26 protein-coding genes are annotated in these 23,507 nt (G+C 40.6%); 5 read left to right on the plus strand and 21 right to left on the minus strand.

Annotated features, from left to right (window positions below; genetic code table 11):
* Window positions 1-6: 6 nt before the first annotated feature.
* The 6 genes from rplI to rpsF all read right to left on the minus strand — a co-directional run bounded on the left by rplI (window position 7) and on the right by rpsF (window position 4,726).
* The gene (gene rplI / locus H9649_RS06280) at window positions 7-453 is read right to left on the minus strand and encodes a 50S ribosomal protein L9 (RefSeq protein WP_191693866.1); all 447 of its coding nucleotides are present in this window, start codon (window positions 451-453) and stop codon (window positions 7-9) included.
* Window positions 454-455: 2 nt separating this feature from the next.
* A complete protein-coding gene (locus H9649_RS06285; RefSeq protein WP_191693867.1) occupies window positions 456-2,426 on the minus strand; it encodes a DHH family phosphoesterase in 1,971 nt (656 codons plus the stop codon).
* A 12-nt stretch (window positions 2,427-2,438) separates the two neighbouring features.
* A complete protein-coding gene (locus H9649_RS06290) occupies window positions 2,439-3,377 on the minus strand; it encodes a DUF2232 domain-containing protein (protein ID WP_191693868.1) in 939 nt (312 codons plus the stop codon).
* Window positions 3,378-3,593: 216 nt separating this feature from the next.
* A complete protein-coding gene (gene rpsR, locus H9649_RS06295) occupies window positions 3,594-3,830 on the minus strand; it encodes a 30S ribosomal protein S18 (protein WP_191693869.1) in 237 nt (78 codons plus the stop codon).
* A gap of 41 nt (window positions 3,831-3,871) precedes the next feature.
* On the minus strand, window positions 3,872-4,384 hold the full coding sequence (gene ssb / locus H9649_RS06300) for a single-stranded DNA-binding protein (RefSeq protein WP_191693870.1): 513 nt from the start codon (window positions 4,382-4,384) through the stop codon (window positions 3,872-3,874).
* A 54-nt stretch (window positions 4,385-4,438) separates the two neighbouring features.
* Window positions 4,439-4,726: a 30S ribosomal protein S6 gene (rpsF, locus tag H9649_RS06305; protein WP_191693871.1), complete on the minus strand. Its 288-nt coding sequence runs from the start codon at window positions 4,724-4,726 to the stop codon at window positions 4,439-4,441.
* Between the two features lie 150 nt (window positions 4,727-4,876).
* Between rpsF and H9649_RS06310 the strand changes: the two genes are divergently transcribed.
* Together H9649_RS06310 and H9649_RS06315 are read left to right on the plus strand one after the other, a co-directional pair.
* Window positions 4,877-5,437: a DUF3267 domain-containing protein gene (locus tag H9649_RS06310; RefSeq protein WP_318241658.1), complete on the plus strand. Its 561-nt coding sequence runs from the start codon at window positions 4,877-4,879 to the stop codon at window positions 5,435-5,437.
* Window positions 5,438-5,497: 60 nt separating this feature from the next.
* Window positions 5,498-5,911 (plus strand): hypothetical protein, encoded by a 414-nt coding sequence (locus tag H9649_RS06315; RefSeq protein ID WP_191693872.1) that lies wholly within the window; start codon window positions 5,498-5,500, stop codon window positions 5,909-5,911.
* 38 nt (window positions 5,912-5,949) lie between these two features.
* Here H9649_RS06315 and nadD read toward each other — a convergent pair whose 3' ends face one another.
* From nadD to H9649_RS06335, 4 genes are all read right to left on the minus strand, one after another.
* Window positions 5,950-6,570, minus strand: a complete 621-nt coding sequence (gene nadD / locus H9649_RS06320; protein WP_225229722.1) for a nicotinate (nicotinamide) nucleotide adenylyltransferase — start codon at window positions 6,568-6,570, stop codon at window positions 5,950-5,952.
* Window positions 6,571-6,785: 215 nt separating this feature from the next.
* Window positions 6,786-7,886 carry a redox-regulated ATPase YchF gene (gene ychF, locus H9649_RS06325; protein WP_191693874.1) on the minus strand — a complete coding sequence of 367 codons (1,101 nt, stop codon included), beginning with the start codon at window positions 7,884-7,886 and terminating at the stop codon, window positions 6,786-6,788.
* A gap of 85 nt (window positions 7,887-7,971) precedes the next feature.
* Window positions 7,972-8,175, minus strand: a complete 204-nt coding sequence (locus H9649_RS06330; protein WP_191693875.1) for a DUF951 domain-containing protein — start codon at window positions 8,173-8,175, stop codon at window positions 7,972-7,974.
* 17 nt (window positions 8,176-8,192) lie between these two features.
* Complete coding sequence (locus H9649_RS06335) at window positions 8,193-9,074, minus strand: mechanosensitive ion channel family protein (protein WP_225229706.1); 882 nt, start codon at window positions 9,072-9,074, stop codon at window positions 8,193-8,195.
* Between the two features lie 95 nt (window positions 9,075-9,169).
* On the opposite strand from H9649_RS06335, the gene yyaC reads away from it, so the two are divergent.
* The gene (gene yyaC, locus H9649_RS06340) at window positions 9,170-9,748 is read left to right on the plus strand and encodes a spore protease YyaC (protein WP_225229707.1); all 579 of its coding nucleotides are present in this window, start codon (window positions 9,170-9,172) and stop codon (window positions 9,746-9,748) included.
* Here yyaC and H9649_RS06345 read toward each other — a convergent pair.
* The 11 genes from H9649_RS06345 to rpmH all read right to left on the minus strand — a co-directional run bounded on the left by H9649_RS06345 (window position 9,717) and on the right by rpmH (window position 20,174).
* Window positions 9,717-10,424, minus strand: a complete 708-nt coding sequence (locus H9649_RS06345) for a DUF554 domain-containing protein (RefSeq protein WP_225229708.1) — start codon at window positions 10,422-10,424, stop codon at window positions 9,717-9,719. The two genes, yyaC and H9649_RS06345, sit on opposite strands and share 32 nt — an antisense overlap.
* Before the next feature lie 64 nt (window positions 10,425-10,488).
* Window positions 10,489-11,325: a ParB/RepB/Spo0J family partition protein gene (locus H9649_RS06350; RefSeq protein ID WP_191693876.1), complete on the minus strand. Its 837-nt coding sequence runs from the start codon at window positions 11,323-11,325 to the stop codon at window positions 10,489-10,491.
* On the minus strand, window positions 11,318-12,079 hold the full coding sequence (locus tag H9649_RS06355) for a ParA family protein (protein ID WP_191693877.1): 762 nt from the start codon (window positions 12,077-12,079) through the stop codon (window positions 11,318-11,320). The genes H9649_RS06350 and H9649_RS06355 overlap by 8 nt, the downstream gene beginning before the upstream one ends.
* Window positions 12,080-12,325: 246 nt before the next feature.
* A complete protein-coding gene (gene noc / locus H9649_RS06360) occupies window positions 12,326-13,189 on the minus strand; it encodes a nucleoid occlusion protein (RefSeq protein WP_191693878.1) in 864 nt (287 codons plus the stop codon).
* A 144-nt stretch (window positions 13,190-13,333) separates the two neighbouring features.
* Window positions 13,334-14,050, minus strand: a complete 717-nt coding sequence (rsmG, locus tag H9649_RS06365; RefSeq protein WP_191693879.1) for a 16S rRNA (guanine(527)-N(7))-methyltransferase RsmG — start codon at window positions 14,048-14,050, stop codon at window positions 13,334-13,336.
* 60 nt (window positions 14,051-14,110) lie between these two features.
* On the minus strand, window positions 14,111-16,000 hold the full coding sequence (mnmG, locus tag H9649_RS06370) for a tRNA uridine-5-carboxymethylaminomethyl(34) synthesis enzyme MnmG (protein WP_191693880.1): 1,890 nt from the start codon (window positions 15,998-16,000) through the stop codon (window positions 14,111-14,113).
* A 64-nt stretch (window positions 16,001-16,064) separates the two neighbouring features.
* A complete protein-coding gene (gene mnmE, locus H9649_RS06375) occupies window positions 16,065-17,450 on the minus strand; it encodes a tRNA uridine-5-carboxymethylaminomethyl(34) synthesis GTPase MnmE (protein ID WP_191693881.1) in 1,386 nt (461 codons plus the stop codon).
* Window positions 17,451-17,670: 220 nt separating this feature from the next.
* Entirely contained in the window at window positions 17,671-18,480 is an 810-nt protein-coding gene (gene jag / locus H9649_RS06380; RefSeq protein WP_191693882.1) for an RNA-binding cell elongation regulator Jag/EloR, read from the minus strand.
* Entirely contained in the window at window positions 18,477-19,220 is a 744-nt protein-coding gene (gene yidC / locus H9649_RS06385; RefSeq protein ID WP_191693911.1) for a membrane protein insertase YidC, read from the minus strand. The genes jag and yidC overlap by 4 nt, the downstream gene beginning before the upstream one ends.
* A 138-nt stretch (window positions 19,221-19,358) precedes the next feature.
* A complete protein-coding gene (gene rnpA, locus H9649_RS06390; protein ID WP_191693883.1) occupies window positions 19,359-19,715 on the minus strand; it encodes a ribonuclease P protein component in 357 nt (118 codons plus the stop codon).
* Between the two features lie 324 nt (window positions 19,716-20,039).
* Window positions 20,040-20,174: a 50S ribosomal protein L34 gene (rpmH, locus tag H9649_RS06395; protein WP_147060480.1), complete on the minus strand. Its 135-nt coding sequence runs from the start codon at window positions 20,172-20,174 to the stop codon at window positions 20,040-20,042.
* A 538-nt stretch (window positions 20,175-20,712) separates the two neighbouring features.
* Here rpmH and dnaA point away from each other — a divergent pair.
* Entirely contained in the window at window positions 20,713-22,062 is a 1,350-nt protein-coding gene (gene dnaA, locus H9649_RS06400; RefSeq protein ID WP_191693884.1) for a chromosomal replication initiator protein DnaA, read from the plus strand.
* Window positions 22,063-22,234: 172 nt separating this feature from the next.
* A complete protein-coding gene (gene dnaN / locus H9649_RS06405; RefSeq protein WP_191693885.1) occupies window positions 22,235-23,371 on the plus strand; it encodes a DNA polymerase III subunit beta in 1,137 nt (378 codons plus the stop codon).
* The last annotated feature ends 136 nt before the right edge of the window (window positions 23,372-23,507 follow it).

Below are 23,507 nucleotides of genomic sequence, written 5' to 3' on the forward strand. Positions count from 1 at the left end.
TCCCTATCATTCTTCAGTTACATGGACTTTCAGTGTAGCAGTGACATCTAGGTGCAATTTAATCGGTACATTTGTATATCCAAGTGAACGAATTGCATCTGGCAATTCCATTTTTCGACGATCGACTTTAATGTTATGCGCTTTATCCAGAGCATCTGCAATTTGTTTGCTTGTAATCGAACCGAATAAACGTCCACCTTCACCAGACTTTGCTTTCATTTCCACAGTCTTTGTTTCGATGAGCGCTTTCAATTCTTTTGCTTCAGCTAATTCTTCTGCAGCGTCTTTTTCAACTCGCTTTTGCTGGCCCGCAAGTTGGCTCAAGTTACCTGGAGTAGCTTCAACCGCCATTTTATTTTTCAATAGGAAGTTTTGGGCGTACCCAACGGATACTTCCTTCACTTCACCTTTTTTGCCTTTGCCTTTTACGTCTTTTAAGAAAATAACTTTCATCTTTAATTTCCCCTTTCTGCTATATCTTCTATTGCTTGTTTTAATAAAATCTTAGCTTCTTCCACTGTCTCCACTTCCAATTGGCAAGCGGAATTCGTCAAATGACCACCGCCGCCAAGCTCTTCCATGATTAGCTGGACATTTAATTCACCAAGCGATCTTGCACTAATGCCTATTTTACCGTCCGAACGCAGAGCGATAACAAACGACGCGATAACATCTTTCATGGTCAGTAAGATGTCCGCTGTCTGTGCGATGAGCACGGAGCTGTATACGACACCGTCCTCGCCTCTCGCAATGGCAACGCCGGCTGGTGATAGTTCCACCGTTTCAATCATTTTGGACCGCTCGATGTACGTTTCAATGTCTTCTTTCAACAATCGTTGCACAAGAACTGTATCGGCACCGAGTGTCCGTAAATAGGATGCGGCTTCGAAAGTTCGTGAGCCGGTGCGTAAAGTGAAACTTTTCGTATCGACGACAATCCCTGCAAGTAAAGCTGTTGCTTCAAGCATTGTCAGTTTTTCACGCTTCGGCTGGTACTCAAGCAATTCTGTTACGAGCTCTGCTGTAGATGATGCATAAGGCTCCATATAGACGAGCATCGTATTGTTAATGAACTCTTCACCGCGTCTATGATGGTCCAGTACGACAACCTTCTCCGCCTTGGCAATGAGCCGCTCATCAATGACCATACTTGGCTTATGTGTATCGACAACAACGAGCAAAGTCTTCTCTGTTACAAGATCGAGCGCTGTTTCAGGATCCACGAACTGTGAGTATAGTTCTTCATCCTTTTTAATTTCAGTCATCAGCCGGGTGACACTACCATCCAGTTCATCAAAATTAATAACGACTTGCCCTTGGATATTATTCATCCGAGCCATTTTACGAACACCGATTGAAGCTCCGATAGCATCCATATCAGGCATCTTATGCCCCATAATCAGCACTCTGTCGCTTCCTTGGATAAGATCACGCAAAGCATGCGAAATGACACGTGCGCGTACTCTGGTCCGTTTTTCCACGGGATTCGTCTTGCCACCGAAAAACTTCAGTTTGCCGTCAGTATGTTTGATAGCTACCTGATCGCCACCCCGGCCAAGAACAAGGTCAAGACTTGACTGAGCAAGTTCACCAAGCTCTGTAAGCGTAGCAGATCCTGTACCGACACCTATGCTCAATGTCATGCCAGAATGATCTTTCGCCGTCTTTTCCCTTATGTCATCTAGAATCGTGAACTTGGCTGTTTCCAGCTCAGCCAAAATCGCTTCATTAAAAACAGCGATGAAACGATCAGATGAAATCCGTTTCACGAATATCCCATTATCACTTGCCCAACTATTCACAAGTGATGTAACGAGGGAATTGAGTTGACTTCTCGTCTGATCGTCCATTGTTTGTGCAAGTTCATCGTAATTATCAATCAACATAATACCAAGAACAGTGCGATCTTCGTAGTATAGCGACTCCATTTCCACTTTCTCTGTGACATCAAATAGATAGATGAGTTTCTCTTCCACCCGGTGAACGACTTTGTATGTGGAATTACCAACTTTTAAATGAGGCCTTTTCGGTTCTTCATTTCGAAGGATCGTGTTGAACGTATCGGAAAGTTCTAGTAAATCGTCACCAATTAACGTCTCCTTACCGAAAACCTTTCCTGCGAATGGATTTGCCCACTCCACAGTATGCTTTTCATTAAAAAGGATAATGGCGATCGGTAGTTCCAACAAGGCTTCTTCCCCAACCTTTTTCATCCTATATGAAAGAGATTCAATATGCTTTTCCGTCTCGACGAACGTCTCTTCCTCAAGCTTCCATGCGATACCGGCTGCTAAGATAAACGTAGCACTGAATACTAAGCCTACCCAGAAGTTTGACAGGAAGATAAGAACAGCAGCTATTAATCCAAGTAGAGAAATGACTGCTAGTGGATAACGGATGGTTCTTTTTCTAAAAAAAGACTTCACTGTATCATCTCCTTACTTCCTGTTGTCTTTTTCGATAAAACTTCGTACATTCATACCAATATCCAAAATTCCAAGGAGTGTAAAGATCGGACTGAACGGTATAACAAGCAGCGTGATAAAGAATGTTAGCACCCAATGGGCTTTCACCCTATGCATTATATAAAATAATAGTGATAAACCTTGAAGTAACAACAATACACGTAAAATGACTGTCGCATTAATGTACATTAGATACAACGAGGAGTCGGGCTTCATATCCGTTATATAGGGCAGAATTATAGTTAATCCGTAAATGAAAATTAGAATGACAGGCAACTTCATTGTACGAAATGGCGCAAATCGCGGTACAGGATGACCAAGTCTTTTTAAAATTTCAAAGTTAGGTATGACCATCATGTACGTGAATACAAAGACACCGATTATGAACATCGCCGGAACCGCTGAACGGTAAAACACGAATGCCGTTTCAATGACATCTTCATATAACTTTTGGGACATACCAGAAGCTTCAAAGAAGGCAGTCAAATCTTCCCTTGCCTCTCCTAACATCCTGTACAGTTCATTTACAGCATTATAGTCGAGTAAAAGAGCCGCAACGACGTAAAAAATCATGCCGATGATAATGAAAAACAAGGCAGATGCCATGAATGTGTATACTTTTGACTTACCAAGTTGCAATGATTCAGCTATGAGAAATCCCAACAAACCGAACATTATAGCAAAAGGCACAACGGGATATCCGCCTATTAGCAATGTCAGCAGTGTTCCTGCAAAAATGACGAAAACTGTAGAGCTTCTATCATACCGGAATCGATAAAGGATGATAGGTAACGGTATAAACAACATGATCATAATGCCGATTAATGGAATATAAAATGCACCGACAAGCATAGTTGTGAAAATAGCCATCATCATGGCGCCATATGTAATTTTTTGTGATCGGTGATGCATGGGACATTTCCTCCGTCCAGTCAAGGGACTGAATTTTACCTACAAAAATGATGTGAGGTATTGCAATTGTATCATGATTACCAACCATAAACCAAAGACAGTATACTCACAACTCGCGCAAAATACGTTGCAGTAGAAAACAGCTGAATTCCGAAGTTATAAAAAACCGCCTGCAGACCGGAAAGACCGGTACTACAAGGCGGTTGAATGATATACTTATCTTTCTTCCGAAACGAACGGAAGAAGTGCCATGATACGTGAACGTTTAATAGCAGTCGTCAATTTACGCTGATATTTCGCGCTTGTACCAGTTACACGGCGAGGCAAGATCTTACCACGTTCAGAAACGAATTTCTTTAGTAGATCTGTGTCTTTATAATCGATATGTGTAATGTTGTTTGATGTAAAATAGCAGACTTTACGTCTTCTTTTACCTCCACGGCGTGGTGCCATATCGCTTTCCCTCCTTCTTAATTACGTTACTGGATGATGGATTAGAACGGCAAATCGTCATCCGATACTTCTATCGGACCGCTGCCTGTTGAAAACGGATCATTGTCAGTACGTGTATAGTTTTGTTGGTTTGGTTGTTGATATTGTTGGTTTTGTTGCTGATTCTGATAATACGGTTGATCGTTTTGTGGTGTACTGCCATAAGCAGGACCGCCCGATCTTTCAGAATTTGTACTGCGCGGCTCAAGGAATTGTACGCTGTCCGCTACGACTTCCGTCATAAAGACACGCTTACCATCTTGTCCATCGAAACTACTCGTTTGAATACGCCCTTCGATTCCGGCAAGACTTCCTTTGCGCAAGAAATTGGCAGTATTCTCTGCCTGTTTTCTCCAAGTTACACAGTTAATGAAATCAGCTTCACGCTCGCCCTGTTGGTTTGAGAATGTGCGATTCACAGCAAGTGTAAAGCGAGTAACCGCCACACCGCCTTGTGTATACTTAAGTTCAGGATCTTTTGTCAATCGGCCTACTAAAACGACACGGTTAATCATCAGATGCAACCTCCCTCATCAATTTCAAGTTCCCACTTTTCGTAGCTATATGGATTATTTGTCTAAACGAATAGCCATATGACGAATGATATCTTCATTGATATTCGCAAGACGATTGAATTCGTTGATTGCTTCAGTACCTGCGTTTGCTGTTACCAATTGGTAGAAGCCTTCGCGCAATTCATCGATTTCGTAAGCAAGACGACGCTTACCCATCTCTTTCGACTCGATGATTTCCGCTCCGTTAGAAGTTAGGATTTCATCAAAACGAGTGATCAACGCTTTTTTCGCTTCATCTTCCAATGCTGGACGCATGATGTACATAATTTCGTACTTTCTCATCTTCAGTCACCTCCTTATGGACTTGGGCCCACTTATGACGGTGGGCAAGGAGTAAGTAATGTTTATTACTCACATCATCATATTTTACCACAACATATCAAGACATACAACTATTTCTTTGTGTATACTTTAAGGAAGAGGTGAACGGCTGTGGAAATTACGAGAGAACCGGATGAACTAATCGAAATTGATTTACCGAAAGTTGCTAAAAGTGGCTTGTGGCTCACAGTCCTTACGTGGATTGTTTTAATGATTGCGCTAGTGGTTTTAAAAGGTGGTATCGCTTTTACATTTACTATATGGACATTGCTTGGTTTTATTATCAGTTATATTGTATTGATTGTTCTGCACGAATTTTTCCATCTGCTTGGTTTTTGGCTTTTCGGGAAAGTTCCGTGGAAGAGTATGATTGTCGGAGTGAACCTGAAGATGGGAATCGCGTATGCGACGACTGATAAGCTGATGACGAACAAAGCTATACGTAAAGCGTTATTATTGCCGTTTTGGACGACTGGCGTTGTGCCTGCTTTGTTTGGCTTGTTTTTGGAAAACGGCATGCTCATTGGTCTTGCTGCACTTTTGATTGGCGGAGCAGCTGGTGACTTTGCGATGTATAAGGAATTGAAGAAGTTGCCTGATGACTGGGTTGTGCGAGATGATCCGAAGATGCCGCGGTTGTATGTGTATAAGCCGGAGCGGGTGTATTGGTGATGATGGGTTAAGCGGTAAGCGCTTCGTATTGAGCGCGGCATACACTTTTACGAGCGCACGATGCGTGTTTACGGGCGCGACACCGACTTTTACGAGCGCACGACCGGGGTTTACGGGCGTGGCATCGACTTTTACGAGCGCATGACCGGGGTTTACGGACGCGACACCGACTTTTACGAGCGCACGGCCGGTGTTTACGGGCGCGACACCGACTTTTACGAGCGCACGACCGGGGTTTACGGGCGCGGCATCGACTTTTACGAGCGCATGACCGGGGTTTACGGGCGTGGCATCGACTTTTACGAGCGCACGACCGGGGTTTACGGACGCGACACCGACGTTTACGAGCGCACGGCCGGTTTTACGGGCGCGACACCGACGTTTACGAGCGCACGACCAGGGTTTACGGGCGCGACACCGACGTTTACGAGCGTATTGCGCCTTCAACTCTTTATCACCCCCACAAAAACATAAGCGTCCCTCAACCTGCTAGGACGCTCGCCACTTACAAACTATTCAATCTCTTCTTCGTACAAATGATTCTCTTTAATATAATCATAGCAAGCAGTTGGCAATAAATACTGCGGTTCGCCGCCTCTTGCAAATTCCTCACGTATATAGGTTGAGCTGATTTCCATGACAAGTCCTTTATCCAACAGCTGAAAACGTCCGTCATCGAGATTTCTTAACAAAGAAGACTTTGCTATCGTCTCTAGTACATCAATGCCATCACGAGCCATGACGATGAACTTGTTCTCATTCAAAAGCGCTTCTGCCCACTTCCATTTTCCTGCCGCTATATCAACTAACAAGTCCGCCCCCATGATGAAGTAGAAATCGACATCGGGAAAGGTCTCTTTGAAATGTTGCATTGTATAATACGTATATTGGTTACCAGGTAAGACATCTAGTTCGTAGTCATCCACGATGAATTTCGGATTCGTTTCAACCGCCAACTTTAGCATTTCAATTCGATGGAGATCGTGTGTTTGCAACGGTTCGTCCATTCGTTTGCTTGATGAAGGCAAAAAGATCACGAAGTCCAACTTCTTGCGATGCGCGACCGTCGAAGCAGTCCATAAATGGACATTAGTTACAGGGTCAAACGTGGATCCGTAAATACCAACTTTCATTCCTTTTTCAAATAACTTATCAATTTCTTTTGACGGATTCAATTTGATAAGATGCTCTTTCAATTGTGCTTCCTTTTTATCCATTACAATTCCCTCCCGTGTCTTCGGCTACTTTCTCTTTCACTTCCCTATTATCTTTCATTTTATTCCCTCCTATGTCTCTCTAACAAAAAAGCCAAGTTGTTATTACACAACAAGGCTTCCCAAAATATTGTTTATACGTTAAATCTGAACAGCATAACATCGCCATCTTGAACGATATACTCTTTACCTTCTAGACGTACTTTCCCTGCTTCTTTCGCAGCGGCCATTGAACCAGCTTCAACAAGCGCATCGTAGGATACTGTTTCTGCACGGATGAATCCACGCTCGAAATCAGTATGAATAACGCCCGCACATTGCGGTGCTTTCATGCCTTTACGGAAAGTCCAAGCACGTACTTCTTGTACACCTGCTGTGAAGTACGTAGCTAGTCCAAGTAGATGATAAGCCGCTTTAATCAACTGATCCAGACCTGATTCCTTGATGCCTAACTCTTCAAGGAACATTGCTTTCTCTTCCTCGTCTAGCTCAGCCATCTCTTCCTCAATCTTAGCACAAACAATGATTACTTCTGCATTGTCTTTCTTTGCAAACTCCTGAACTTTTTTTACGTATTCATTGTTCTCTGCATCTGCGATTTCATCTTCAGACACGTTAGCTACGTAAAGCATCGGCTTGATCGTCAACAGATGCATCCCTTTAATAATGTTGAATTCTTCTGGAGTTAGTTCAACCGCACGTGCTGGTTGCTCGTTCTCGAACGCTTCCTTGAACTTTAGAAGTACCGGTTCTTCCGCCATGGAGTCCTTGTCCTTCTGCTTCGCCATTTTAGTAACGCGCGTCAATCGCTTGTCCACACTTTCCATATCAGCAAGAATTAATTCTAAATTAATGACTTCAATATCATCAATTGGATTTACTTTACCGGATACGTGTGTAATATTTTCATCTTCAAAACAACGAACAACTTGACAAATAGCGTCCACTTCACGGATGTGAGACAAGAACTTATTTCCAAGCCCTTCTCCTTTACTAGCTCCTTCGACGATTCCTGCAATATCTGTAAACTCAAAAGCAGTCGGTACAGTCTTTTTTGGTACAACTAGTTCCGTCAACTTTTGTAGTCTTTCATCAGGTACTTCAACGATTCCGACGTTCGGATCGATTGTACAGAACGGATAGTTGGCAGCTTCTGCCCCCGCCTTTGTTATTGCGTTGAATAGTGTTGATTTACCGACGTTTGGTAAACCGACGATTCCAGCTGTTAACGCCATTTATTTCCCAACCTTTCATATAGGTCAATTTCATAATAATTTATGCAACTCTTCTATTATAAGAATACTTGTCGTTCCTGTCTAATTAATCTTCAGTTTCCGCTTTCACAAGCACCTTTTTCATCTTCTTGGCGAACTCATTGCGAGGGATCATAACACTATGGCCGCACCCTTCACACTTAATCCGGATATCTGCTCCCATCCGGATAATTTTCCACGCATTTGAGCCGCATGGATGTGGTTTCTTCATCTCAACCACATCTTTCAGATGAAATTCCTTTTCGTTCATCTCACTCACCCCTAACCTTAGCGATTATCAAAACTCTTAGTTACTAACGCGGGATATGGAATTTGAATTCCATCCTTTTCTAAATAAGGTTTCAAACCAACGCTTATGTTTCTAGCTACATCATAGTGACGCATTGGCTTTGTCTCAACAATGATTCTTTCTATAACGGCTTCATCTGTAAAATCATAAGCACCAATCAACCTCGGACGACCAAGCAAATCAGCATTGTCCTTACTCATTGACTCCAAATAGCTATCAATCGCTTTTTCAACATGTTCGATACCTTGTTCAAAAGGAATCGTTACATCGACAATTGCTAACGAGTTTTTCAATGAATAATTGACAACTTGTGTAATCGTGCCGTTCGGGAGAATAAATAACTCTCCTGTGAAGTTTTTGATTTTTGTCGTACGTAGACCAATCTCCTCCACTTGTCCTTCGGCAGTACCAATTTTCACGTAATCCCCTACAGAAAACTGATCTTCAAACAAGATGAAAAATCCGGAAATTACGTCTTTCACTAAACTTTGTGCACCGAAACCAACGGCTAATCCTAACACTCCCGCACCAGCAAGTAGACCTTTTACGTCAATGGAAAACTCTTGGAGTATTGATAGTATTGCTGAGAAATAGACAACATATGTCAATGTGTTTTCTAACAGCTTCAATAACGTCCGTTCGCGTCGTTCTTCTTTACGCAAAGGTCCTTTAAGCTTAATCATGAATACTCTTTTTATTATTCGTTTACCAACATTGACGATAATCATTGAAACCATAATGATAAATGCAATTTTTAGTGCAACGATTCCAACGTGTATCCACGTATTTTCATCGAACAAAAAGCGGGCAAACTCTTCTAGTGCATCTTTTTCAACTTTCTTATCTTTCGTCGTCGACAATTGCCAACTTCCTCTCCGTATAAATTGTATCGCAGCGGCGTATACTGCTAAACAATCAATACAATAAGAATATTAAACGAGAATGGAGATCTGTCATGCACACAGTCCAACCAATCGATTATGATTACCGTCTTCATTTTAATGAAACCGGTGCTGTATGGAAACTTAGTACGCATTTTCTGCAGCATATTCCGTTTGAACTCGAATCACTTTCATTCTTCTGTATCGGTACAGACCGTTCAACTGGAGACGCTTTAGGACCCCTCACAGGTTCTCTTCTATCCGAATCGTTACTGTTTCCGTTTTCTGTTGTAGGCACTCTGGAAAAACCACTGCACGCGTTAAATTTACGTGAACAATTAGATGAAAAGTTATCAGAAGACCCTTCAACTTACATCGTAGCAATTGACGCCTGCTTAGGCCGCAGTGATTCTATCGGTCACCTACTTTTTCATAAAGGACCCCTTTACCCCGGAAAAGCTGTCGGAAAGGACTTGCCTCCTGTAGGTGATCTCTCCATTAAAGGAGTTGTAAATATTGCGGGTTTTATGGAACAAGCTGTCTTGCAAAGTACCCGTCTTCATTTATCTTATGAAATGAGCCGCGTTATTTCACGAGCACTGCAACTCGCATATGGCCGTTTTAAACTAGCACATGAACAATTGTCACAATAACAGCAACTACAGCGATGCCTGGGATAAGATTCGCTACACGTATTTTCGTAATGCCAATCAAATTCAAACCAATCCCGACAATCATCAAACCACCCGTTGCGGTCATTTCTGCAATAAATGAATCAAGCAGTACGTCAGGAACGAACTGACTAATTTGCGTTGCTAGCAATGTAATAATTGCTTGATAGATAAATACTGGAACGGCTGCGAAGATAACGCCTATTCCAAGTGTTGAACTAAGTATGATTGATGTAAACCCATCTAGTATCCCTTTCATGATCAATATATCATGTTCATTTCTTAACCCACTGTCAATGGCGCCAAGAATGGCCATTGAACCAACTACAAATATTAATGTTGCAGTAACGAATCCTTGCGCAACACCAGGACCTTCCTTCTTGGAGGGTATTTTCAGCTCAAGCCATTTACCAAGTCCATTAATCCTCCCGTCTAGATTCATCCACTCACCTAAGACTGCACCTAGCACAATACTAATAATAACAATTAAAATCTGATTACTTTCAAATGTCATCTGAATCCCAATTGCAACGACTGCTAACCCGATTCCGTACATGACTGTTTCTTTCATTCGTTCAGGTATATTCGATAAGAAACGGCCTATCAATGCACCGACAACAATTAAGATAACATTTACAATGGTGCCGAATAAAACCATAATGCTCACTTCCGTTTGCTAAAAATAATACCTATTCTGCAGTATGTGCAAAATAGGTACATGCTTATTCGTTCAATAAATCAAGAATACGTTCTAGATCTTCCTCATTGAAAAATTCAATTTCAATTTTTCCTTTATTCTTTGTTTTTTTAATCGATACATTCGTACCGAAATATTCGCGCAAACTCGTTTCCTGCTCTTCAAGGAAAATGTTTTTCTTTTCTGTCTTTGTTTCACGTGGAACATCTTCATTCATCTTATGGACAAGTCGTTCCAACTGTCTCACGTTAAGACCTTCGTTTATCGTCTTCTCAGCAGTTAAAATAATTTGCTCTTTCTTGCGAAGACCAAGTAATGTACGGCCATGACCCATTGACAACTTGCCATCCATAATTAGCTTACGTACAACATCAGGTAAGCTTAGCAGGCGAAGATGGTTTGCAATGTGTGGTCTACTCTTTCCTAAGCGAAATGCTAGTTGCTCCTGTGTCAAACTAAGGTTGTCCATCAATTTTTGATAGGCTTCCGCTTCTTCAATAGGTGTAAGATCTTCGCGTTGCAAGTTTTCAAGTATCGCCATTTCCATTGACTGTTCATCTGTTAGTTGGCGAACAACTGCAGGAATTTCAAGCAATCCTGCTAGTTTTGCAGCTCTGAAGCGTCTCTCTCCTACAACGATTTCATACGTAGTATTTACTTTACGCACAATAATCGGTTGCAAAACACCGTGCTCTTTTATTGATTCACTTAGTTCTTCAATCGCATTTTCATCGAATATTTTCCGTGGCTGATAAGGGTTCACTTTAATGCTTTTTAAGCGGATACTATCTACTTTTTCAGCCTTCGTCAGCGACTCATCTGGAAATAAAGCGTTCAATCCTTTACCTAAACCTTTAGCCATTGTGCACCACTTCCTTTGCCAACTCTAAATATACTTCTGCGCCTCTCGATCTTGAATCATAAACAATTATTGGTTCTCCATGACTTGGCGCTTCGCTCAAACGTACATTTCGTGGAATGATTGTTTTGTACACTTTATCTTGAAAATACTTTTTCACTTCTTCAATGACTTGGATACCTAAGTTGGTCCGTGCATCAAACATTGTCAACAATACACCGTCTATCGTCAAACTCTCATTCAAATGCTTTTGCACAAGTCTAACCGTACTTAACAGTTGGCTCAAACCTTCTAAAGCGTAATACTCACATTGCACTGGAATGATAACGGAATCAGCAGCAGTTAATGAGTTAATCGTTAAAAGGCCTAATGAAGGTGGACAGTCGATGATAATATAATCATACAAACCTTTTGCATCTTGTATGGCATGCTTCATGCGGACTTCTCTAGAAATAGTAGAAACCAGTTCAATTTCTGCTCCAGCTAATGAAATCGTAGCAGGTACAATATCCAAATTCTCCACTTTAGTATGGTGAATGACTTCTTTTATATTAACATCATCAATTAACATATCGTAGATGCACTTATGTACATCTCCCTTATTGACCCCTACCCCACTCGTCGCATTCCCTTGCGGATCAGCATCTATCAGCAAAACCTTTTTGCCAATATGCGCAAGGCAAGCACTTAAGTTAACAGAAGTAGTTGTTTTTCCAACTCCTCCTTTTTGATTGGCGATTGCAATAATTTTACCCACGCTTGCACCTGCTTTCTCACTCGCATTACATACGAATCATAGTCTTATTGCTAAGCTTTCTGCTGTCATGGGTAATTAAACGGGCTGCGTTGCCGTCAAAATTATCGATTTTAGCAGAATTTGAAGCTTTATACTAGTTTATCAAAAAAACGTTGCACATGGTAATGGTTCGCGCAAAAAAACTCTTGCTCCATTGAAGCAAGAGTCCATCCTGACATCATGCAGGAGCTTATATAATATATGAAATCATTTCTTCTTAGGTATTTTTACAGTAATTGTGTAAAAATCCTCTGTATCCTCTTCTTCTGTTTTAACGTTAATGCCGCTTTTAGTAACAAGTTGTAAAGACTGTCGAATCGTATTTAATGCGATACGCACATCTTTACTGACAGACTTTCTCTTCACCGGTTGTTTCTTCGTCTTCTCTTCAACTACTGGGTTAAGTGCCAACTGAATACGTTCTTCCAATTGCTTCACATTTAACTGTTCATCAATTGCTTCATTGAAAAGCTTTAATTGCAATTCTGCATCTTTTACCGATATGAGGGCACGTGCATGTCTCTCCGAAATATCTTTCGTGAGAATTTTATTTTTAATCTCATCTGGAAGCTTCAACAAGCGCAATTTGTTTGCAATTGTCGACTGTCCTTTCCCGAGACGTTGAGCAAGTGCTTCTTGTGTTAAGTTGTGTAATTCCAATAGCTTCTCATAAGCATACGCTTCTTCAATCGATGTCAATTCTTCTCGTTGCAAGTTTTCTATTAAAGCAATGGATGCTGTTTCTTTATCATCTAAATTACGGATAATTGCAGGCACTTCAGTCCAGCCCAATTTTTTCATTGCACGGAACCTTCGCTCACCTGCAATGATTTCAAAACCTTCATCCGTTTTGCGAATGACAATTGGTTGGATTACACCATGTGTATGAATTGTCCTTGCTAACTCTTCAATCTTCTCCTCAGAGAAAATTGTACGAGGTTGATATTTATTTGGCTTTATAAGTTCGATGTTAACTTGATCTACCTTCTCTTGCGAAACTACTGCTTCCGCTTCGGGTAAATCAAGTTCTTTTTCGCTATTGCCAAAAAAACGTGAGAATGTATTCTTCATCCCGGCACCACCTTTACAAAACTGCTCATTAGCTATTTCGTCATATCTATTATATATCCTCTTTAGTACTTATTAAAGGGTAGAATCTATAACATTATCATACTCTAAATATAGCAGATTAGCGATATGTTCCACGTGAAACAATCAGTTAATTGGAGTCTTATTCGGAATGCCAGGTTTACGTGGATATTTCTTAGGTGTCTTTTTTATTTTATTGAAAAGAAAGATTATTCTTTCACTTTCTTCCATTGGCAGACTGAATGAAAACTCCTCGACTAGTTCAGCACCTAACACCGTAATCGCTTTTTTAGCATCTTTGTATTCTTCTTCAGCAGCGGCCCCTTTCATTGATACGAAGATGCCCCCTTCTTTCGCAAGAGGAATACATAGTTCCGATAGAACGGATAGCCTAGCGACAGCACGTGCGGTAACAATATCAAATTGTTCACGATACTTTGGATGCTGACCAAAATCTTCAGCTCTTGAATGAACAAAGTTCACACTATTTAATTGAAGTTCACTAGCCAGTTCATTTAAAAACGAAATTCGTTTGTTTAATGAATCGACAATTGTTACAGATAGATCAGGGAAACAAATTTTTAAAGGAATACTAGGAAACCCTGCCCCTGCTCCAACATCGCAAATAGATTTCTTACCGGTCATATCAACATAAAAAGCCGCTGAAATGGAATCGTAGAAATGCTTCAAATAGACGGATGGTTTATCCGTAATAGCTGTGAGGTTCATTTTTTCATTCCATTCAACTAACATATGGAAGTATTTGTCAAATTGTTGCAATTGTTGAGTGGATAACTCAATACCGTGTTCTTTTAATGCTTCTAGAAATTGATTTTCGTTCACTTAGATTCTCCTTTTAAAAAAGGCTGATGCGGACTTGGTACCGACATCAGCCTTATAGTATTATCCTGATATTTTTGCGATTTTACCTTGTTCAATATAGACAAGCAATATGGAAATGTCAGCTGGATTAACACCTGAAATACGTGAAGCTTGCGCTATTGATAGAGGTCTTACTGCAGACAAGTTGGCTTTTGCTTCTTTAGCAATACCAGATATTGCATGGTAATCGATATTTTCAGGAATTCTTTTGTTCTCCATCTTCTTCATGCGTTGTACTTGCTGCATCGCCTTTTCTATATAACCTTCGTATTTGATGAAAATCTCGACTTGTTCCGCCACTTCTTCAGAAACCTGTTCTTCTCGTGGAACAATCTTGATAATCTGATTATATTTCATTTCAGGGCGTTTTAGTAAATCCGCTGCTTTCATCGGTTCACGAAGCTCAGTGCCTTGTGATTCGCGAATGATTTCTTGTACAGCTTCGCTTGGTTTAATAGAAACTTTACGGAGCCTTTCGATTTCTTCCTCAATTTGTTGCTTTTTAATGAGGAATTTCTCATGTCTCTCCTCAGAAATCATTCCAAGATTGTATCCGATTTCAGTAAGACGCATGTCTGCATTATCATGACGCAGCAGTAAACGGTATTCTGCTCTAGATGTTAAAAGTCGATACGGTTCGCTTGTACCTTTTGTAACGAGGTCATCGATTAATACACCGATATAGGCATCTGCTCTACCAAGGATGACTTCTTCTTTTCCTAGCACTTTACTAGCAGCATTTATGCCTGCCATAATACCTTGAGCGGCAGCTTCTTCGTAACCGGACGTTCCGTTAATCTGCCCTGCCGTATATAGATTTTTAATAATTTTTGTTTCAAGTGTCGGCCACAGCTGTGTAGGTGTCACCGCATCGTATTCAATTGCGTATCCTGCACGAAGCATTTCAGCTTTTTCAAGTCCAGGTACACTTTCAATTAGTTTACGTTGAACGTGTTCCGGCAAGCTTGTGGAGAGTCCTTGTACATAATATTCTTTTGTATTTCGACCTTCAGGCTCAAGGAAAATTTGATGGCGTGATTTATCCGCAAATCGGACAATCTTATCTTCTATTGACGGACAGTAGCTTGGGCCCTTCCCTTTAATCATACCTGAGTACATTGGAGAAAGATGAAGGTTTTCATTAATAATTTCATGAGTCGTTGGTGTCGTATATGTCAACCAGCATGGTAATTGGTCGAGGATGAATTCAGTCGTTTCATAACTGAAAGCACGTGGCTCTTCATCACCCGGCTGTATTTCCGTTTTACTATAATCAATCGTTTTCCCATTAATACGAGGAGGCGTACCTGTTTTGAAACGCACCATTTCCAAACCTAGTGCCTGCAAGTTTTCTGCAAGCTTGATGGCCGGCATCTGGTTGTTCGGACCACTTGAATATTTCAAATCGCCGATAATAACCTCACCACGTAAAAAAGTTCCAGTCGTTATAATGACGGTTTTTGCACGGTATATAGCACCGATTTGAGTGACGACACCTTTTACTTCGTCATCTTCCACAATCAATTCTTCTACTACGCCTTGGTGCAGCTTCAAATTATCTTGCTCTTCTAGAATGTTTTTCATTTCTTGTTGATAAAGTACTTTGTCCGCTTGTGCACGGAGCGCTCTGACAGCAGGTCCTTTACCTGTGTTGAGCATCCGCATCTGGATATGTGTTTTGTCGATCACTTTTGCCATCGCTCCGCCAAGTGCGTCAATTTCTCGCACGACGATCCCTTTTGCAGGACCTCCGAGCGACGGGTTACATGGCATGAATGCGATCATATCGAGATTCATCGTAAGCACTAATGTGGATGCACCCATTTTTGCCGAAGCCAATGCAGCTTCAACACCGGCATGACCTGCTCCGATGACTATACAATCGAACGTGCCTGCTTCAAATTGTGGCATGTTCGTTCATCCTTCCTTGTGTAAGATTTCCGTGTCTATATATTTATGAAAAGTAGTTTATTGTTTATTTCCCTAAACAGAACTGAGAAAACAGTTCATTGATGAGACTATCTTGAACTGTGTCGCCGATAATTTCTCCTAGTAGCTCCCACGTCCGGGTGACATCTATTTGAATCATATCGACTGGTACATTTGCTTCAGCAGCCGAGATGGCATCCTGAATTGCTTTGTGCGCTTGATGAAGCAATGCAATATGTCTCGCATTTGATACATATGTGAGGTCGCCTGCTTCCAAATTCCCTTCAAAGAAGAGTTTTGCGATGGAATCTTCGAGTTCGTCAATACCTTCTTCATTCAAAATAGAAGTGGTCACGACTTGCCCTCTACCGGCGAGATCAATCATCTCCTGCATATCAACTTTCTGTGGCAGGTCGGTTTTGTTAATGACGACGATGATGTCCATTCCTGCAACAGCTTCAAACAGTCGGCGATCCTCTTCAGACAGAACTTCTGAACCGTTAATGACAAGAAGAATAAGATCCGCCTCTTTTAATACTTGGCGGGATCGTTCAACTCCAATCCGTTCGACAATGTCTTCTGTTTCACGTATACCCGCAGTATCGACAAGCCGTAATGGAACCCCTCTTACATTGACGTATTCTTCTATTATATCACGTGTTGTGCCTGCTATTTCGGTTACAATTGCTTTATTTTCCTGGACAAGACTGTTCAGTAAAGAAGATTTTCCCACGTTGGGCCGTCCGACAATAACCGTCGACAATCCTTCCCGAAGAATTTTCCCTTGGGATGAAGTGCGAAGGAGTTTCTCGATTTCCTCTTTCACCCATGTTCCTTTTTCAATCATGAGCGGAATTGTCACTTCTTCGACATCGTCGTATTCGGGATAATCGATATTCACTTCTACTTGTGCCAACGTCTCAAGAAGTGCCTGTCGCAATTCGCCAATCAAGCGGGAGAGCTTTCCTTCCATCTGGTTCAAGGCAACATTCATCGCTTTATCCGTTTTCGCACGAATTAAATCCATGACAGCTTCAGCTTGAGATAAATCAATACGACCGTTTAAAAATGCACGCTTAGAAAATTCACCAGGTTCTGCTAACCGTGCTCCTTCTCTTAACACTAAGTTTAAAACACGATTCACTGCAACAACACCGCCGTGGCAATTAATCTCCACAACGTCTTCACGTGTAAATGTTTTTGGAGCCATCATGAGTGACACCATGACTTCCTCAACAATTTCATCTGTCGACGGATCGATTAGATGTCCATAATGGATTGTATGTGACCGTTCTTCCGCAAGCCTTTTGCCTGACGGGGAACGATAAATTGAATCAGCAATGCCGATAGCCTCATCTCCACTTAGCCGGACGATGGCAATAGCACCTTCCCCCATTGGAGTAGAAATGGCAGCTATAGTATCAAAATGCATGTTCTTCACCTTCCTAACTCAGTTACCCACATGTGGATAACCTGTTTTGACATGACTATCTAACATAATATATTAACACAAATCGACTCATTCTCATAGTGAGTGATATTAAAAATGTATTGTGGATAAACTTACATGCTGAAAGGTTGTAAAACTAAAAAATTTCAACAAAAAAACTCCTGTAAAGTATAAGCAATCACTTTACAGAAGTTCCTTAACACTAATTAATCGGTTCAATGACAAGATAACGATTTGGATCGGTACCTTCTGAATAGGTTTCAATGTCCAATCGATTGGATAAGACATGATGAATGACTTTCCTTTCATAAGAAGGCATCGGTTCCAATTTCATTTTTCGTCCGTTTCGTACCGCTTGGTCTGCCATGCGCTCCGCAAATTGTTCCAACGACTGTTCTCGACGTTCTCTATAATCACCTACATCGAGACGAACAACTTTAAACTGTTCCGAAAATTTATTGACAACGAGCTGAGCCAATTGCTGCAAAGCATTCAACGTTTGGCCTCTTTTGCCGATTAGGAAAGCCGCTTTCTCACTTTCCAGTTTGAATGAAATGTACTTACCGTCCTGTTCATGATCAATCGTTACATCTTCAATCCCCATACCTTTTGCAATGTTTGTAATATACGTTTTTGTTTCTTCTATAGCTCTTTCATCAGAAACTTCCTTTTGGTCTTGTACTTCTAGGACAATTTCTTCTGAAATAGAAATTTCGGCAGGTGCATCAACACTTTCTGGTACAAGTACCTCTTCAATTTCCACTACTTCTTTCAATGTTTCATTCACCAATTCGGATGGATCTGTCTGCTTCTCTTCTATAGAAGGAACCGGATTACTTGCTTCGATTACTGTAACAATAACTTCTGCTTCTCTTGCACCGAATCCTAGAAAACCTTTTTTTCCATTATCAATGATATTAATTGTAACTTCTTCACGCGTCACCCCGAGTTCTTGAAGAGCTGATTTAATTGCAGCCTCAACTGTCGCTCCTTTTCGCGCTATTTTTTTCATTTCCTTTTCCCTCCTACTTTTACAGGTACCACTTCTTTTTTCTTGAATGGTTTGTAAATGAAGATATTCTGGATCATTGAAATGATGTTACCGATAACCCAATACAGTGCAAGTGCTCCTGGTAGAATCATCCCCATGAACATAATCATAAATGGCATGATATACATCATGACCTTCATTTGAGGATTGTCCATAGCAGGACCTGTCCGTAAAACAACAAACTGCATAAGTCCCGCAACGATTGCGAGCGTAATACTTGGAGCGGCAAGTTCAAACCAAAGGAAATTTCCAATGTTAATTTCCGGTGTAGCGTTCATCCGGCTAATTGCGTGATAAAGACCGATGACAATCGGCATCTGAATGATGACCGGAAGACATCCTGCTGCAGGATTGATCTTCTGTTCTGACATCATTTTCTGCATTTCTTCACGGTATTTCTGTTGCGTTACGGCATCTTTCGATTTGTACTTCTCTTTTAATCCGTTCAAAAGCGGTTGCATCTCTTGCATACGCTTAGAGCTTTGTGCCTGTTTGATCATCAATGGCAACAAAATCAGTCGGATAATGATTGTTACGGCGATTATTCCTAATCCGTACGTACCGAGCAGTTCCGTAAATGTGCTAATTAATGAAACAATCGGCCAAACAATGTATTGATTCCAAAATCCTTCGCTTGTTGAATATATTGGCTGATTGAACTCCGAACATCCCGCGAGGAATACAGTGATCACAGTCAACATTAGCAATAACGCGGCTTTTCTTCTTTTCAAGTCGTTTCCCCCAAATCTGTTCCTATGAAATACTTGATTAGTTTCAGTTTATCATGAACATATATAACGTTCTACTTCTTATATACAATCCATTCAATAAAGTAGGCTTCATTTGTCTTGTTTATATGGTTTGAATGCTTTTGCAATCCTGAGCACGTGTTGCAAGCTTTTTTTTGTTTCGTGAAAATCCATTGTGGTCGCCTGATGTCTGGCGATAATAACATAATCATAATCGTTTTTAAGTTCGTCTCTCATTTCCAAAAAGGCTTGACGAATCGCTCGTTTAATACGATTACGTGTGACTGCATTTCCTAACTTCTTGCCGACAGACAAACCAATTCTAAATTCCTGTTGCTGTTCCTTCTTATAGGAATAGATAACGAATTGTCGGTTCGCAACGGATTTACCTTTTTTAAATACGGTTTGAAAATCTTCGTTTTTTTTAATCCGTTGGCTTTTTTTCAAGTCGTTCACCTCCATGGGCTGTATGAATGCAAGCGCCTTCCGCTTTTGTTTCGGCTAGACTTCAGGCGCTAGATGCTCGGGTCATAAGGCTAAGCTGCTGCGTGGAAAAAACACCACTTCGCATCTTTTCCTTATACCTGTCCCATCTGAGCAAGCACCTTCCGCTTTTGTTTCGGCTAGACTCCAGGCGCTAGATGCTCGGGTCATAAGGCTAAGCTGCTGCGTGGCAAAAACCGCCACTTCGCATCTTTTCCTTATGCCTGTCGCATCTGAGCAAGCGCCTTCCGCTTTTGTATTAAAAAAAGACCACTGGGTACAGTGGTCTTATGCTGAAAGCACTTTTCTTCCTTTGCGACGACGAGCAGCGAGAATATTACGACCGCTTTTTGAGCTCATTCTTGCACGGAATCCGTGAACTTTACTACGTTTACGTTTATTTGGTTGGAATGTACGTTTCATTTTAGAGACACCTCCTGCATTGTCTGTTAACAACCTGACAGTCTTGAATAGTATAAAGTCCTGGGCTTGGATTGTCAATCTTTTTTTAACAGACTGTTTTAAACGGCATTTAGCAAATCATTTGGATCTGCCTTCAATCGACAACGCGTTTCAACATAAAAAAACAAATTTTTCTTATCCACAATCCAATTTGTGGTCCGTTGAGCATATTGTGCATAGAAAAAAATAGCTATTTTTTTATGCACAGCCCTTATCTACAACTTTTACACATACAAAAGCCTGTGGATAAAGTAATTCTCCACAAATGTCCGCACTGTTGACAACTCATTGAACTCCTTGTTAATATTATGAATTCTTGTTACAATGAATAAGATTTTGCTGTTGATAATTTAAAAATCTAATTTCTTATCCACAATTGTTAATAGGTTGTGGATAATTATTTTCAACATACATGGACAATTGTTATCCACATGATGTTTTTTTGTGTATAATACATATTCCTGTGTTTTTATATTTTGTAAGTAAAGGAGGTCTATGAGTGGATCAGCTAGAAAAATTATGGGAAGAAGTTTTGTCGAAAATTGAAAAACGAATTTCCCGACCAAGTTTTGAAACGTGGCTCAAATCGACAAAATTACTGTCCTATGGTGACGAGAACGTTACAATTGCTGTTCCAAATTCATTTTCAAAGGACTGGCTGGAGACGCATTACGTGCATCTCATTACAGGTATCCTTTCAGAATTGACCGGTGAAGATCGCTTTATACATTTCGTCGTACCAAAAGAAATGGAAGAGAGTGACTTTCCAGTGCCTAAAGCACAAGTGCAGCAAGTAGAAAAAGCACCTGTTCAATCGGCATCAGTCATGTTAAATCCCAAATATACATTTGATACATTTGTCATCGGTTCTGGCAATCGATTCGCACACGCAGCTTCACTTGCTGTAGCGGAAGCTCCGGCAAAATCATATAACCCTCTATTCATTTATGGTGGTGTAGGGCTTGGAAAGACTCATCTCATGCATGCGATTGGCCATTATATTATGGAACAGGATCCATCCGCGAAAGTGGTTTATTTGTCTTCAGAGAAATTTACAAATGAATTCATCAATTCGATAATGAATAACAAAGCCGGTGATTTTAGAAATCAGTATAGAAACGTGGATGTCCTATTAATAGACGATATTCAATTCATTGCTGGAAAAGAACAAACACAAGAGGAATTCTTCCATACATTCAATACCTTGCATGAAGAATCTAAGCAAATCATTATTTCTAGTGACCGCCCGCCTAAAGAGATTCCAACACTCGAAGATCGCTTGAGATCAAGGTTTGAATGGGGTCTGATCACTGATATCGCGCCTCCTGACCTTGAAACACGAATCGCCATTTTGCGCAAAAAAGCAAAGGCTGATGGCCTATTGGACATATCAGATGATGTAATGCTCTATATCGCCAACCAGATTGATACGAATATCCGAGAGTTGGAAGGTGCACTGATTAGAGTTGTAGCCTATTCATCGCTCGTTAATATGGATATTACAACCGATCTCGCTGCTGAAGCATTAAAAGACATTATTCCAAATTCAAGACCGCGTACTGTAAGCATTTTAGACATACAAAAAACAGTCGGTGAGCATTATAGTATCCGACTCGAAGATTTTACTGCTAAGAAAAGAACGCGCGCTATTGCATTTCCGCGTCAAATTGCCATGTATCTTTCACGTGAATTGACCGATTCCTCATTACCAAAGATCGGATCTGAATTTGGAGGCAGGGATCATTCGACTGTCATTCACGCTCACGAAAAGATCTCCAAACAATTAAAAGAGGATTCCAATTTACAACAGGATATTCAAGATATTAAGAGCATCCTTGGTCGCGCATAATTCATCAACATGTGTATAACTATGAAAATACGTTACAAACTACGAACAAGTTATACACATGTGTTTAACTTTGTCACATATAGACTTTAGAGGCTTATACACATTTCCACAGCCCCTATTACTATTACTATCTTTATTACTTACTAATTAATTATATAAGCGAGGGTACAAAATGAAATTTGAGATTATGAGAGATTGGTTACTCGAAGGCTTAAATGATGTCATGAAAGCAATCAGTCAAAAAGTGACGAATCCCATTTTGACTGGAGTAAAAATCGAAGTAAATGAAAAAGGATTGACGATGACAGGTAGTGATTCTGATATTACAATTTGCACATTCATTCCTGTAGAAAAAGATGGAGAACAAATCATTCACGTATTTGAATCAGGATCTATTATTCTCCAAGCAAAAGTATTTAGCGAAATCGTTCGTAAATTACCGACGAATGAGGTAACCATTGAAATCGAAAACGGTATGCAAACACATATTCAGTCAGGAAAGTCCGAATTCCATTTGATTGGTTCCAATACCGATGATTATCCGGTACTCCCAAATGTCAAAGATGAATACCGCTTTTCATTGCCTTCGGATCTTATGAAGACGATAATTCGGGAAACTGTATTTGCGGTCTCACAACAAGAAACACGTCCTATTTTGACTGGCGTGCACTGGGAAACAAATACGGAAAAACTTATTTGTGTAGCAACTGATAGCCATAGACTTGCCCGTCGTGAAATTGCACCTGAGAATATGCCAGAAAGTCCGTTTAGTGTTGTTATTCCAGGAAAAAGTCTGCAAGAGTTAAATAAAATTCTTCCTGATAACAGTGATGTCGTAGAAATCGTTATTGCTGACCAACAGATTTTATTTAAATCTAGAAATGTGCTGTTCTATTCACGTCTATTGGAAGGCAATTACCCAGATACTTCTAGACTTATACCTGCGGAATATAAGACAACGGTCAAAGTTAATGGCCGTAGTTTGTTACAAGCAATTGACAGAGCTTCCTTGCTTGCTCGTGAAGAAAGAAACAATATTGTAAGGTTTTCTGCAGATAGCGGTAAGGCAATCGAAATCTCATCCAACTCACCTGAAGTTGGTAAGGTAGAGGAATTGATTGAAGCGCTGGATGTTAGTGGTGAAGATTTAAAAATCTCTTTCAGTGCTAAATATATGATGGATGCACTTAAAGCAATTGATGGACAAGATATTGAGATTCATTTCACAGGTGCAATGCGTCCGTTCATACTAAAATCAGCAGATAGCGAGTCTATTTTGCAATTGATATTGCCAGTAAGAACGTTCTAAAAATCAAAGACATAAAGACATGCAGATCGTGGACTAAAATTAGTTTCCACGTTCTGTTTTTTTATATTTGATCAAAATCCGTTTATTTTTAACATTAATCGGAGACCCCCTTTTACTTACTGACGAAAGTTCGGTA

This window comes from Sporosarcina quadrami (genome assembly GCF_014836615.1).
Classification (GTDB): Bacteria; Bacillota; Bacilli; order Bacillales_A; family Planococcaceae; genus Sporosarcina; species Sporosarcina quadrami.

Excerpts from the sequence above, each read along its gene's own strand:
- rplI (WP_191693866.1), bottom strand. The coding sequence starts at position 453 with ATGAAAGTTATTTTCTTAAAAGACGTAAAAGGCAAAGGCAAAAAAGGT.
- H9649_RS06290 (WP_191693868.1), bottom strand. The coding sequence starts at position 3,377 with ATGCATCACCGATCACAAAAAATTACATATGGCGCCATGATGATGGCT.
- rpsR (WP_191693869.1), bottom strand. The coding sequence starts at position 3,830 with ATGGCACCACGCCGTGGAGGTAAAAGAAGACGTAAAGTCTGCTATTTT.
- ssb (WP_191693870.1), bottom strand. The coding sequence starts at position 4,384 with ATGATTAACCGTGTCGTTTTAGTAGGCCGATTGACAAAAGATCCTGAA.
- rpsF (WP_191693871.1), bottom strand. The coding sequence starts at position 4,726 with ATGAGAAAGTACGAAATTATGTACATCATGCGTCCAGCATTGGAAGAT.
- H9649_RS06315 (WP_191693872.1), top strand. The coding sequence starts at position 5,498 with ATGCGTGTTTACGGGCGCGACACCGACTTTTACGAGCGCACGACCGGG.
- nadD (WP_225229722.1), bottom strand. The coding sequence starts at position 6,570 with ATGAAAGTTGGTATTTACGGATCCACGTTTGACCCTGTAACTAATGTC.
- ychF (WP_191693874.1), bottom strand. The coding sequence starts at position 7,886 with ATGGCGTTAACAGCTGGAATCGTCGGTTTACCAAACGTCGGTAAATCA.
- H9649_RS06330 (WP_191693875.1), bottom strand. The coding sequence starts at position 8,175 with ATGAACGAAAAGGAATTTCATCTGAAAGATGTGGTTGAGATGAAGAAA.
- yyaC (WP_225229707.1), top strand. The coding sequence starts at position 9,170 with ATGCACACAGTCCAACCAATCGATTATGATTACCGTCTTCATTTTAAT.
- H9649_RS06345 (WP_225229708.1), bottom strand. The coding sequence starts at position 10,424 with ATGGTTTTATTCGGCACCATTGTAAATGTTATCTTAATTGTTGTCGGT.
- H9649_RS06350 (WP_191693876.1), bottom strand. The coding sequence starts at position 11,325 with ATGGCTAAAGGTTTAGGTAAAGGATTGAACGCTTTATTTCCAGATGAG.
- noc (WP_191693878.1), bottom strand. The coding sequence starts at position 13,189 with ATGAAGAATACATTCTCACGTTTTTTTGGCAATAGCGAAAAAGAACTT.
- mnmG (WP_191693880.1), bottom strand. The coding sequence starts at position 16,000 with ATGCCACAATTTGAAGCAGGCACGTTCGATTGTATAGTCATCGGAGCA.
- mnmE (WP_191693881.1), bottom strand. The coding sequence starts at position 17,450 with ATGCATTTTGATACTATAGCTGCCATTTCTACTCCAATGGGGGAAGGT.
- jag (WP_191693882.1), bottom strand. The coding sequence starts at position 18,480 with ATGAAAAAAATAGCGCGAAAAGGAGCGACAGTTGAGGCTGCAATTAAA.
- yidC (WP_191693911.1), bottom strand. The coding sequence starts at position 19,220 with ATGTTGACTGTGATCACTGTATTCCTCGCGGGATGTTCGGAGTTCAAT.
- rpmH (WP_147060480.1), bottom strand. The coding sequence starts at position 20,174 with ATGAAACGTACATTCCAACCAAATAAACGTAAACGTAGTAAAGTTCAC.
- dnaN (WP_191693885.1), top strand. The coding sequence starts at position 22,235 with ATGAAATTTGAGATTATGAGAGATTGGTTACTCGAAGGCTTAAATGAT.